Raw genomic sequence first — 14,064 nt, 5'->3', positions numbered from 1 at the left:
TGTCTCAAATAAGTTTGCAAGTCCAAAGAGAACCGTATCCATTTGCTATGAAATTTTTTATCACTTTGTCCACAATAGCAAAGCTACCTTTACCGTTAGTGAATTTCCGATGCGTATCATGTGCTTCTTTATTCCCATCAAGAGATATTTGAATCTTAAAATTGTTTCTAATGAGAAAATCTGTTTTTTCATTATTAATTAATGTCGCATTTGTTTTGATGCGATATTCTACTTTTAACTCTTTACTATTAATATATGCTGCAACCTGTTTTAGTAATTTAAAATTAAGAAGTGGTTCTCCTCCGGTAAATATTATAACCCAATCTGTGCTATTATCAGTAAAAAAAGTATCAATTGCTTTTTTTGCAATATCAAAAGACATATCTTCCAATTTTCGGTATTCACTATCTTCAAAACAATAAGAACATTTTAAGTTACATTTTCTAGTTACATTTAATGTTAAGGTACTTACTTTTTGAGATAAGTCAATTTGGATATATTCTTTATAAGTATCATCCACAAAAAACTTGTCTTTTACTTTGTTTAAACGCTGCTGAAATTCTTGAAAAACGGATAGCGGATATTTTTCTTTCAAAATAACCATAGAATTTTCAATATTATTCACTTCACATAGTTGGATAAACTCAGACATAATATCAGATACCCGACAAAAGAAAGGTGGGGTCAAGAGTCCAATTATACGAATTCCTTTTTCTTGAATATACATTAAATTCCTTAACTTCATGGTTATTTCTTTACTTTACTTTTTATTCCTATTCCACTTATTATTTCTGCATTTATTCCGTCAGATATTCCAATATCGACATATTTTTCTTTTAATTTGCCATTTATTAAGACATGAGTAAATGTTGAGTCATTCCGGAAACTCAAACTTGCTTCAGGAATAGCTATCACATCTTTCTTCTCCTTCAAGATAAACTCTGCCGTTGCATTAAAGCCGGAATAAATCCGTACACTATCAGGTAGTGTAAACACAGCTTCGATGTCATACTTCATTGTTCCTTGCTCCCAATAGCCTTTCGGCGATATTTTTCGAATTATAGCTTCTGTAGTGAAGCCTGGCATTGAAGTGGGTAAAACAGTCAATTTCAGACCTTTCTTTAGAGCCAACACATCATTTTCAATAATTTTCCCTCTAAAAAGAAACGAGTCTAATCTCGCAATCAATGCAACGGTTGTACCATCTCTGAAGTTATTTCGCTCTACCACAGGTGTACCTTCTTCCAATGGTAAATCAATAAGGGTGCCATCGGCGGTAGCTACTACAACATTCGAAACGTTACTGGAGGGAATATAGCCTTCTTGCAATAGGCGTAACTGATTTCGGGCGTGTTCATATTGTTCTTTGCTAATTCGATAGGATTTCTCTATTTCCTCAAACTCAAATGGTGTAATAATACCTTTTTCATATAGTTTCTTATCCCGCTCATAACTTAACCTATTCCTTTCAAATGTTATCTCGGTTGTTTTTAAATTCGTTTTTGCGTTTTCAATTTGTATGGGTTCTGAAAGAATTTTTATTTTGGCAATACGCTCTCCTTTTCGAATTCTATCACCTATGTTTACATAATATGTCTCTAAAATACCGGCAATAGCTGATTTTACTTCTATCTCTTTAATGGGATATAAATTGCCGGAAATGACTTGTTTTTGAGTTATTGTCATGATTTGGGGAGAAATGGTCTGAGAAATAAGTCTCTGCTTCTCAGATTGCTTCTCTGCAAAGAAAATGGCTCCTGCCCCCAAAATAAGAAATGAGAGAACCATGCTGATTATATGTGCCTTATTTTTCTTTGCCATGTTTTTTAAACAGCCTTGTTTAATGTTTCGACAGGCATAATTTCTGCTGCTTTTTGAGCAGGAAATAATCCGGCAAACACACCCGATAAAATCAACAGAATAAATGCAGGAAATACGATATGCCATCCAAGCGATGCACTTGCAAATATTTCTTGCTGCCCCGTTTGCAATGCCGAAACAATCCAATTATATATACCTATACCAATGTACCCAAGGAATATCCCAATTAAACCAAACAACATAGTAATAATTAGAGCTTCATATATGATTAAAAATTTAATGCTTTCGGGTGTGGCACCCAAAGCTTTTCTAATACCAATCTCGGTTGTTCTTTCTTTTACAACAACCAACATAATATTAGTAATACTTATCATTCCTGTTAATAAGAAGCAAATGCCTAAGACCCAAAGAAAAATATCTATACCTTTAAAGAGACTATTAAATGCAGAAACCTGCAGTTGAACATTGTTTACATATAGAGCTCCTCTGTCGTTTTTATCAAATCCTATTTCTTGGGCGATAAAATTGCGTAATTCGTTTTCAAAGGTTTCAACTTTTGTTTTATGATGTAAAAGAGCGCCAAACGTATAAAAATCGTTGTTTAAATTAAAAGTATTCTGTAGGGTCACAATAGGTATATAAATACTATTTCGCTCCATCATACTGAAAATTGTCCCCGTTTTAATTATACCAACTACTTGAAAAAAAACTCCATTTATACTAATTTGTTTCCCTATTGGATTCTGGTTCTTAAAAAGAGTTTCTTTTATTCTGTCTCCTATAACAACAACTCTTCTCTTCTGCTGATAATCAAAATCATTTAAAAAGCGTCCTTCTTCTATTTCAAGCAATTTAATCGTATTGTAATTCTGATCAATTCCTTTTACATCAAAATTTCCACTAAGACCTTCAAAACGAACGGGATTTGCATTTTCCAAACTGATTTCAGAAGATATATATTGAACCTCACGGAATCTCTTTTTTAGTTTACCTTCAAGAGATTTGTCAAAATGAACCCTGGAGCCGGATTGAACTCCTCCAATCTTTGCATGACTTACCCATTGACCGGTAATCCAGATGCTGTTTGAAGCGTATCCACTAAACATGGATAGCATTCCGGAGCGAAAACCGTTTCCTGCACCCAATAATACAATTAATATAAACATTCCCCACGCAACACCAAAACCAGTAAGCATAGAGCGAACTTTATGAACTTTTATTGAGGCTAATATTTCTTTTAAAACCTCCCTCATCAGTATTTTAGCTTATGGTTTATAACGTTATTTATAAAAAGAGTAAATGTTCACTTTTAGTATTATATCAATGTTATTGCGTTTAATCGAAATCTATATCTTGTTGTCTGTATGTTTTGTCCAGCTATACTTCAGGGAAAATGAATAACTGATAGTACTTCGTTACAAAAGTATATAAAATAAATTACTAAACAGTAATTAAGTTAGTCTTTAACATTAAAATTTTTCTTTTTTAGAACAAACAAAAAAACAGATTAAAGAAATTCTCTCTAATCTGTTTAAATAATGGATTGAAATGTAGTGGTTAAAGGATTAATTACAAACAATATAATCTTCTTCCAGTAATTTGTTTTTAATTATTATTTCAATTCCTGATTGATAAGAATTTGGAGTTAAATCTACCAGAGTGAATAGTTTCCCGAAATAGTTCTCTATACAATACTGAATAAGTGAATTGTAAGAATAAAACCCTAAATAAAGTTTTTGAACCAATGCTCCACACAAAGCCTTTGAATAATAGCTTGTTTGTCCAAGCATAATCAGCAACTTACAATATCCCAAGACTTTGAGTTTATATCGTTTAACCTTAATTTTTATCTACTTCTTCATAATTAACCCTTAAACATTATCGGAGGTATTAAGAAATTATCCTTCTCTAACACTACTAATCCTATTGAATGACTCATTTATTGTTTATTTATCGCAATATTATAAATAATAAAAACTCAAAGAAGAACAATTGATAATCTCAATTTTTCACTTTTTTCACCACCCACATCATCACACTCTGTTTTTCAAGTAAAATTTTGCCTTGTACAGTTAAAGGTTTATCCAATAAAATGTTTTCAGATATATTATCTATCGGGATAAGTGTAGCCGATTGCCACGCTTCTTGTCCGGAAAGTTTCACGTTATTCGAAATTTCTTCAATTCGGAATCGGGAGGGCAACGGCATCTCTGACCATGGGTTAAGACTTACTTCTGTAAACTTAGCTCTATTTTTTATTGCACTTCGCGGGATGCGAGCTGAGTAATGCAGTATACTGTCATCGGTTTGCGTTACCGTTATTTCCACACTTATGCTGGGTTGATACGGAATAAACGCCGAAACTCCCACAAGGACAAGCAGTGACAACCCGATAATAGCAATGCCATAGCGTAACAACACCGGCGGAACCTGCCCGATGATGTTACGGACTTTCTCGCTTCGGAGTTCTATGTGTTTTTGTCGTTCCATTTTCAATTTCCCAATTCCAACTGATTTTTTACCAATTCATAATATTTCCCACGTTTTTGCGTAAGTTCTTCGTGTGTACCCACTTCGGCAATTTGTCCGGCATCGAGAACCACAATCTGGTCGGCATTTTTTACCGTGCTTAGCCGGTGGGCGACCACGATAACGGTTTTGTCTTGATAGAAATCCGCCAAATTCTCCACAATCGCCCTCTCGTTATTGGCATCCAAAGCATTGGTGGCCTCGTCCAAAAAGATAAACGGCGGATTTTTATACACGGCACGGGCAATTAAGATTCGTTGTCGTTGCCCCTGGCTCACGCCTTGTCCGTCTTGTCCGATTTGGGTGTTGTAACCGAGTGGCAACGCCTCAATATAATCGGCAATATTGGCTACTCGTGCTGCGTAGCGCAGTCGTTCCAAATCTATCTCGTCGTCCGAGGGGGCGATGTTGCGGGCGATACTATCTGAAAAGAGATAACCTTCCTGCATCACGGCTCCGCACACCGTGCGCCACCAGTTGAGACTGAATTTTTCCAAATTCTCGTTTCCAATCTCTATTTTTCCCTCGTTGGGGGCGTAATAACCCAAAAGCAGTTTCAGAAGCGTGGTTTTCCCGCTTCCGCTTGCCCCCACAATGGCGGTTACTTTGCCCTGCGGAATATTCAGGTTGATATTGTTCAACACATAATCGGGGCGGGCACCGTCGTATTTGAAACAGAGATTTTCGATTTTTACCGAACGATTTTCGGAGAGTTTCTCCACCGTGCGGTTTGCGTCTTCCTCGTTCTTTTGGGTATGGATCTCGTTCATACGGTCTAAGCTGATGTTTACATCCTGCCAGCTGTAGATAAAGTTCATCATTTGCTCTACCGGAGCGTTCAACTGTCCTATAATGTATTGAATAGCCAACATCATACCCAGTGTGAGGTTACCGCCGATGACGGCTGTTGCAGCCAACACGGTAATAATAATGTTCTTCAACTCGTTGATCAGGATACTTCCGGCTTCCTGATTTTGCTGCAACGAGAGCGACTGCATATTCACATCGAAAAGGTCGGCTTGTACATCTTCCCATTCCCAACGCTTGCGCTGTTCGCACCCTTGCAGTTTTATCTCCTGCATTCCAGTAATAAGCTGATACACTACGTTTCTGTTTATTCCCTGTTGCTCGAAATACTTATAGTCCAATACCCTGCGTTTTTTCAAAAAAACCATTATCCACAAGCCGTAGAGTATGCTTCCTGCAAGAAAAACCAAGAATATAGGCACGTTATAGACAAAAAGCACGATGCCGAAAATCACGAAACTGAACACCGAAAAGAGCATATTAAGCGTTTGCACCGTGAGGAAGTTTTCGATACGGCGGTGGTCTTCTATACGTTGCAGGAGGTCACCCGTGAGTTTGGTATCGAAAAACTTCATGGGCAGTTTCATCAGCTTGATAAAGAAATCGGAAATCAGCGATATATTGATGCGCGTGCTGATGTGCAGCAGAATTTTCCGGCGGATAAAGTCGATGGCGGTACGGCTGAAAAGCAACATGGTTTGAGCTATCAAAATCAGCCACACAAAACCGATGTCTTTGCCCTGTATTCCTGTATCTACGATAGCTTGCGTGAGAAATGGAAATATCAATTGCAAAATGCTTCCCAAAAACAAGCCGAGGATAAGCTGCGTGAAAAACCGTTTGTATTTTACCAAGTATTTCCAAAGGAATTTCAGGCGGTTTTGACTCTTTACGGCATCGCCCTCTTGATCAAAAAACGCAGCTGTAGGTTCAAAAAGCAGGGCTACGCCTTTTTCTTCGCCACCAGTTTGGGTACTAATCCAATTTTTGCAAAATTCTTCTTTGGAAAAGCGAATGCGACCTTTACCGGGGTCGGCTACATAGACTTCGTAGCCGTTTTTGCGTGTTTTCTTGATATCATAGACCACCACAAAGTGCTCTTGTCGCCAATGCACGATGCACGGCAATAGGGCTTTTTCTGCTAGTTTTTCAAACGTGATGCGGCCGCCCATGGTGCGAAAACCGATGTTTTCGGCAGCACGGCTTATGCCGAGCATTGACACGCCTTCGCGACTGATATAGGAATTTGCCCGAAGATTATCAATGTTATACTCTTTGCCGTAATGTTTGGAAATCATACCTAGGCAGGCCGGACCGCAGTCCATAGAATCAAGTTGTTTTGTGAGAGGAAAATGCATCTACAATAGATTTTTATTGTATGTCATCTGTTTATAAGTTTCATATTCAACAGCTATATTTAATTGTTTTGAAATAGTCTTTTAAACATTTTTACTTATAAAAATAATTGAAGTTAGATTTTCATCACCATCCATAATGAGTAGATCTTGGTCTATTAGCTCCTGAACACATGTTTCAAAATAATTAAAATCGACATTCTTTTTTTTATTAATTAATGAATAAAGAGTTGTTTTATTTGATATGCATGTTTCTAATTCAAAAAATATTAAATAATACAATTTATCATCAAAAAACAACTCTTTGATCAATTTATTATCTCTATATTCTTTATATAAAACTTCTAAAGTATCTGAATTAACTTTTACGGTATAGCTGTATTTTGTTCTTTTGTAATATCTCAACGCTCGACCAAAAAGATTCCAAAGAGGTTTTTCTGCTTTATTCAAGACAAAATCCATCAAAGAAAAACGATCAATGTCCGTTGTATATCTTTCACTTATCAATTGTTGTAATTCAGAAATACTCCAATCAAGTTCTTGATTCTTATTTTTTATTATTTTAAGATATTTTGAAAAATTCGCAACGCCAAGAGGTATGATCTCAAAACTGAACTCTTCTTCGGATAACAAGAATCTATATGAATGAAGATTATTGATGGATTCCATAATCATCTGATCTGTTTCATTAGGTGTGTCGATAATTATATTTGCGCCTTTTATTAAGATATTATTGTTAATGGCAGATTTAATAAAGAAAAAATTATCTATAATATTTTGCTTCTTATTAATATCTTTAAGAAGTTTATCAGATATTGATTCTAATCCAACTTGGACACTATAAAAGCCAGCTAAGCTCATTTTTTTGATAGTTTCAAAACTAACCCCTTTAGATATAACTTCTGCCATTTTTATCGTAAAAAGAGGATATTCTTGTTTTAATTTTATCAATTGGTCTAAGAAATAATTAAATTCTACCATATCACTTCCTATAACATCGTTATCTGTAAAGAAAAAATTATATGTATCATACTTTTTTATTAGTTGCTTAATCTCTTCTATCAGTAAAGTTGTTGACTTACATCTGAACTTATATCCTTGTGACAGATAACAGAAACTACATTTATTCCAATTACAACCACGGCCTCTTTCAATTGGCAATAAAATTTCTTTTTGTTTAATAATATCCTTATAAACTTTAAAATAATCATCAAAATTAGGGATACAATAATCTGAATTAAAATCTACATAAGTCCTTAAATCACCATTACCTGATTTCATAAGAATATCATTATTCCCATTTCTATAAATAATTCTAGGGATTTGTTCAAATTTAAAATCGTTTCGTTTTATACTTTTCATTAACTCAACTAGTGGTATCTCTCCTTCTCCCCATATTGCAAAATCAAATTGTGAATTTAATTTCATGAAATTATATGCTGCTTCACTATTTGTCCATCCTCCTGAAATAATATTAACGTTAGGAAGAACCTTCTTAATATGATATGATAATAGTGCCGCTGGTGCCCATTGATGAAATTTTGAAGTAAAACCAATATTCAAAATGTTGTTATTATTAATATAGGCAATAGTTTCTTTAATAAAAACAAGATATTTATTAAAAATATCTTGTTTTATTTCTTCAAATATTGATCTATCCGCTAGGAAAAGTTCTGGCCAGAAGCATCTAAAGTAATAATTGATATATTCTTCTTTTTCCGGATTTAGATTGTCAAGAAGTCCAAGGAAAGGTAATAATGCTTCAGTTTCTGTTGTATTTTCTTCTTTAAAGAAGACGTTATCTCTTTCATATAAAAAATTTCCATAAAGTAGTTCACTTTGAAAGCCATGATGTTCTAAGTAACTTTTTAATATAGAAAAAGATGGAGATGGTATGTTCTTTGAAGAAGGGGGCATTAATATGAAAAGAATATCAATATTTTTCATTTTTTATCTTTTAATTTGATTTTCTTCTACTTAAAAAAGGAGAAAAATCGGGGTTCTAGTGTCTTAAGACTATAAAACCATAATTTATTCAATTAAATATGTGATTTTCAAAATCAAACATATTGTAATTAGGTGTAAATTTTTTTTGTTTTTGTTGCATTCTTTTTATTATTGACAAAACATCAAAATACATACAAGAATTTATTAATTCACATTTTTCACAATGAAAACAAGAAGTCCATTCATAATTATCAAATATTTTTTCCGGTTCTCCTACATCTTCAATTATCTCTGTTGCGATTTCTTGTCCATATTTGACAGCTAATAAGGACTTTATATCTAGGTTGTTATGATGTCTATTTTTAAGAACAATGAAATCTCTAATTGCAAAATAATATTTATATATAGAAAAGTCCTTATTCTCTAAAAACAGATTAATGTATTTAAGAGAATATTCATAATTACCAACTTTATAATTAATCATAAAGAATAATAATTCCAAATCAAGTTCGAGTAAATCTTCATCTGTATTATATAAAAAAATATCAGCTGTTTTGTAATCAATCATTTTTAAAAAATTATAGTCTTTGTTTATTGATTTTGCAATGTTGACAAATTCGTTATTATTAATATTTCTAATATCTCTCATTTTGCGAAGGGCCTCCACTGAATCACCAAATAAAAAATAATGCTTTTTGGACATTGGGAATTGGCTCATGCCTGGAACAACAATATAATATGAAGGAAAACCTAAAAATGAAACATCCCTGATATATATATCGAAACCTAACTCTGTTATCTTATTTTTGATAAACTCTAAATCTTCAACATCTGAAATATTTAGAGAAGTATTCAAACCTTTAAATTGATAGTCAGGAGATGCAGAAAATAATGAAATTGGCCAATATCCATTACTGCAATTAAATATTAAATTTCCATTTACGTATATATATTCTTCAGATAGATTTTTAAAATCAGTTTCAAATTTTAAATCAAGCCAATGTATTCCTTTCGGATTTTGATATATTTCTGTCAAACATCTCTCAAGAGCAATTTCAGGATTTAATGATGAACCCAAATTAAAATTGTATTTTCCATTTTTTCGATCAATTATTAATACACCAATTACAGGCAGATTTTTGCCTAAAGAACAATCTTTTATGATAACTTCGTAAGAACAGTCCTTAATGATTGATTTTATACTGTTATATATCCGAGTATCTTTAAAAAAATCTAATTGAATATCAGGGGGTGTTATATTATTATAGTAGAGTTCTCTCCCAACATATCTCTCAAATATTTCACAGAATCCTTGTATTAAAGCCTCATATTGAGTATTTCCACTAGCCATTCCATTTGATCCTGTTGTTATATGAATTATTTCTAAAGGCAGATATATTTCATTTCTTTCTTTAAATGAATAGAAAGGTACTGAAACTACTTGTTTAAAATTCAAATTATCTCTTAAAAATGAAATCATTTCTTGCTCATCATTAATAAATGGGAAAAAATCAAAAAAAATTTTTTTGTTATTTCTAACTGATTCCTCAATATTGATTTTTTTTTCTCTTGGATCAAACAGATATTCTACGAACAAGTCTTTATTCTCAAGTTTATTGTAAAATTCTTCATAGTCACTTTCCCTAAGATTATTTTTTATTGCATATTTTTGACCAGAGATTAAAAAAGAATTTTGAATCCTTTCCATAAATTCAGCGTAAGCACTAGCTAAAGAATATTCATAAGATGTTCCTTTTCCTCCTGTTCCTATATTTAGTTTTTGTAATTCATCAGAAGATAAATACACCCGTCCTGATTTAAATAACTTTGAGTTATTATATTGTATTTCCTGTAGAAACAATTTATTATCAAAAAGAATATTTCTGATTTTTTGAACAGTTTCAAGTGGTGGACATTCCTTATATTTCTTCATATTCATAATTTATTAAGTTTTTTCTTCAGTAATAAGCTTATACTTTTTCTTCTCTCCATAATTTATCAATCAAACGAAAAAGGGGCTGCATCAAAAGTAAAATTAATATCAATTTGTCATTTTGAACGAAGTTTTAACGAAGTGAAGAATCTATTTACTTGCACAAATTAGATTCACCGCATTCAATATGACAGGATGAAACTATGCTCAGACTTTTGGCACAGCCTCTTCAACTCATTATGTTACTTGAACATTTCTTCTGTTGTCTTTTTCTTACCTGTTTGAGTTACTTCATCAAGATCATAAGCAGAACGGGTTCCCCCTTTAGTTTTTTCTAAATCTTTTTTAGCTAACTCAACAATGTCAATTTTTAAAGATTTCTTCTTCATTATTCTATAATTTTTTAGTGATTCTACTCGTATCGCTTTTCGATATACGCGTCCTTTTTTCACACAGCATTCCGACGAATATTATCGGTTGGAAATTACTGTCCCTCCTATATCGCTACTTCTCTCTTCACTTCTGGAGACTTCCGGTAAACTTATTTACTAAAGAGTTTTCCGTGTTTTTTCTTCTATCTTATGCCTATTTTGTCATTTAATTGAAACTTTAGATAATTCTCTTGATTATTATTTCCTGGCAAGGGAAACTTTATATCAATATTCATCATAAAATCAATTTGTTCCAAACCGCGATGAATCCACCTCTTTGCGATCGCTCTCTTCATATCCACCGAACCGATATACCAACGAAAGCGAAAAGGTGCGTGTATCGCGAAACGCCTTTAATTGGCTTTTCTGTCCTTGATAATCGATGGAAGCTACAGGCGTGCGCGTACCGAGAACGTCGTCAGTTTTGAAAATGAGTGTCGCGCGGTTTTTGTCGAAAGTCCAAGTGAGTGCACCGGACAGATTTCCCGATGCTCCCAAATCATAAATACCCTGAATACCCGATGGTGTGGTAACGTATCCCGAAACGTTCATCTTTATATCGGGTTTGGCCGACAATGCAATGTCGTGGTTCATTTGCAACACACCCATCACCGTTTTACGATCGAACGAAATATCGAAAAACTCATCGTCTTTCTCGTGCCAATACATCACGTTGGCCACAACGCGTGAAGAAATCCGTTTCCCGATATTGAACGGTACAACTCCCAACAACCCGATGTTTTGCCTGAATGTGTAGTTTTGTTCCATAAATATTTGCTCCAATTTGTGGGGCGATTGATACGGCAATTGCACAAAATAATCGGGCATATAATTCATATAAGGACGAAACACATATTTGCGCTTGAAGATATAGGTCAATCCCACGCTGTAATTACGTTGCGGGCGAAGGTGCGGATTGCCGTACGTTACACCGTAAGAACTGAAATAATAGATACTCGGATTCAAGCTCCAATACGACGGATAACTTTTGTCGGACGATACCGCCAACTGAAACGTGTGGTTGAGCGATGGTCTGTAACTCGCGTTAAGAGTGGGAAACCAAGCCGTATCGTCCCACAGTTTTTGGGTAATGCCTTTTGATGTTTCTGTCGATTTATAATACTCCAATGCCAATGATGCTTCAAGCGACAGCCGTTCGGAAAACGATTTGGAAAAACCGGCAAAGAAATTCCAAATATCTTCCTGTTGTTGCGTGTCGAAGGATGCTTCTTCAAATTCGGCATTGTCCATTAGGGCGTTGGAACGGTTTTTGCTTTGCGCGCCCGAATAGCTCAAACCATAGTTGACACCCCACTTGTTTTGGAGTGAGTGCGATTGGTTGGCATAGAAATTATTCCGCCGGATTTCTTGTTTGGACTTATAGGTAAGAACTTGAGCAGGCAAGGATGATAGCACCGAATTTTGCATAAAATACTCCGAGTCATCTTTGTAAAACGTATAATCCGCACCGATATTTAGTCTGAAATGAAAGGTATAATCGGCTCTTATGTTGTGCATCGACGAAGGTCCTTCGGAAGTTGTTTTGGTGTCGGTTGGCGTTCCCGAAATATGGGTTGTTGCTGTTCGGTTTGAGCTTGATGTATCAAACATTCCCGTGTAAGAGACATCCATCTTGTCTTTATTATCAAAAACGTAATCAAATGCCAAGCGTGTGTTGTGAACCTGATATGTATTCGTTCCTTCGCTGAGTTGGTCAATAGCGTACACGGTATTATTCATCGTATGTTCAGCCGTGAGTTCTTCTTTGTTGAATGTATGGTAATTGCCATAAGAATAGAGCGCGTCGAAGGATGCGCGTTTCGCTCTATACGTTATATTTGCGCGTCCGTTTCCGCCCGCGTGTGTTCGTTGGCGATATTCCCCCGCCACTTCGCCCTGCCAAAGGGGGCGGTCGTCTTCTCCTGTTTGCTGTTTCAATATCACATTGATGGCTGCTCCGCGAATGTTGTATTGCGGTGGAGCGCTATACATAATTTCCACATCTTCCACCTGCGAAAGCGGTGTTGAACGCAGTAACGTCATCAGTTGCGCATAAGTCATCGATGTTTTCCGCCCATTCAGCAAAATAGTCATTCCGCTTGCTCCCATCAGGGTTATTTGTTCATTTTGCTCCATTACGCCGGGGATTTCTTTCAGCGCATCGTAAGCATTGGTAACCGGTTTGTTTCTCAGCAGCGTAGGAATATGATAAGAAAGTTTTCCGGCTTCCACTTTCATCGCCGGACGTTGCCCCTCTACCACCAGTTCGTTTAAGAGCGTTTCATCGAGTTGGAGTGTGAAGTTCAGCTCAATGGGACTGTTTTGCGCCGAGAGGCGAAAATTGACAGTTGCTGCTTTATATCCTAAAAACGATGCACGAAGCCGATAATCGCCGACAGGAATATCTTCCAAAATCCGGTAAAATCCGGTGCTGTCTGTTACTGCTCCGTGTGTCAGATTCACGGTATCGGGCAACGAGTAAAGAGCAACATTGGCAAACTCAACAGGTTGGTTTTGTGTATCAACCACCTTTCCACGAATGCTTTGGGCGGATAAATTCAAGTTGACAGCCATCACTAAAATGGATAATGTGAAATACTTCATATGTAACTGGTTTTTATATTTATTTTTTTTATGAGTACACCTATAAAAACAGACATCATAATTAACGAGTCATCACGCAAATTAGTCTTTTCAGTGCCTTTTCTTATTTGTTTAGTGATACTTATTGATTTTGTATTTAAAGCTAAATGTCTGCAATTCCTATTATCTCCATCTCATGTAAATAAGGTGCTTTTTAAATTTTATTTGTTTTTACAAAATAAGGAAACATTTTTATACTTACCAAACACAAAGTAACTTATTTTATAAAAAGATTATTGTACAAAAAGGATAGAGTATAGGTAAAAAAACAGACACATAAATATATTGTGCCTGCCTTTGCTTTGTAGAGTTTTTATAGATTATAATATTGTTAATTATCAATCATATAATTACAATGTGTCATCTTGTCTTTAATGCTTTTTTCCACCTCTGCTCTATAGGTATTGGGAGTTAAAGTTGTTGGATTAAATGATTTCCCAAAAAATGTCTAATGCAATACTGAATGATTTAATTGTAAGAATAAAACCCTAATAGTTGTTCCTTATCAATTCAAATGAAGCTGAAAAATATATTTTATCTTGTCAGAAAAGCCATCGGAAAATAAAATATAAAAATTCATCCTTCAACCTTTCCATCA

Annotated in this window: 9 protein-coding genes; all 9 read right to left on the bottom strand. The window is 34.8% G+C overall.

From position 1 onward, the window contains the following. Positions 1–4 precede the first annotated feature (4 nt). Entirely contained in the window at positions 5–745 is a 741-nt protein-coding gene (locus tag AC1HCU_RS08890) for a radical SAM protein (RefSeq protein WP_480365286.1), read from the bottom strand. Between the two features lie 2 nt (positions 746–747). Further along, the gene (locus tag AC1HCU_RS08885; RefSeq protein WP_418893127.1) at positions 748–1,821 is read right to left on the bottom strand and encodes an efflux RND transporter periplasmic adaptor subunit; all 1,074 of its coding nucleotides are present in this window, start codon (positions 1,819–1,821) and stop codon (positions 748–750) included. A gap of 5 nt (positions 1,822–1,826) precedes the next feature. Next, the gene (locus AC1HCU_RS08880; protein WP_418893128.1) at positions 1,827–3,074 is read right to left on the bottom strand and encodes an ABC transporter permease; all 1,248 of its coding nucleotides are present in this window, start codon (positions 3,072–3,074) and stop codon (positions 1,827–1,829) included. A 748-nt stretch (positions 3,075–3,822) separates the two neighbouring features. Continuing rightward, entirely contained in the window at positions 3,823–4,311 is a 489-nt protein-coding gene (locus AC1HCU_RS08875; RefSeq protein WP_418893129.1) for a hypothetical protein, read from the bottom strand. 2 nt (positions 4,312–4,313) lie between these two features. Then, positions 4,314–6,482 (bottom strand): peptidase domain-containing ABC transporter, encoded by a 2,169-nt coding sequence (locus AC1HCU_RS08870; RefSeq protein ID WP_480365283.1) that lies wholly within the window; start codon positions 6,480–6,482, stop codon positions 4,314–4,316. A gap of 114 nt (positions 6,483–6,596) precedes the next feature. Beyond that, complete coding sequence (locus AC1HCU_RS08865; protein WP_418893131.1) at positions 6,597–8,459, bottom strand: B12-binding domain-containing radical SAM protein; 1,863 nt, start codon at positions 8,457–8,459, stop codon at positions 6,597–6,599. A gap of 88 nt (positions 8,460–8,547) precedes the next feature. Then, positions 8,548–10,392, bottom strand: coding sequence for a YcaO-like family protein (locus AC1HCU_RS08860; RefSeq protein ID WP_418893132.1), 1,845 nt, complete (start codon positions 10,390–10,392; stop codon positions 8,548–8,550). Positions 10,393–10,634: 242 nt separating this feature from the next. Beyond that, positions 10,635–10,781, bottom strand: coding sequence for a hypothetical protein (locus AC1HCU_RS08855; RefSeq protein WP_418893133.1), 147 nt, complete (start codon positions 10,779–10,781; stop codon positions 10,635–10,637). 285 nt (positions 10,782–11,066) lie between these two features. Beyond that, positions 11,067–13,427, bottom strand: a complete 2,361-nt coding sequence (locus AC1HCU_RS08850; protein ID WP_238867485.1) for an outer membrane beta-barrel protein — start codon at positions 13,425–13,427, stop codon at positions 11,067–11,069. Positions 13,428–14,064 lie beyond the last annotated feature (637 nt).

This window comes from Proteiniphilum sp. LBM24028 (assembly GCF_056629195.1).
Note: the sequence above shows the minus strand (reverse complement) of the source record. Positions and strands in the feature narration are given on the sequence as shown.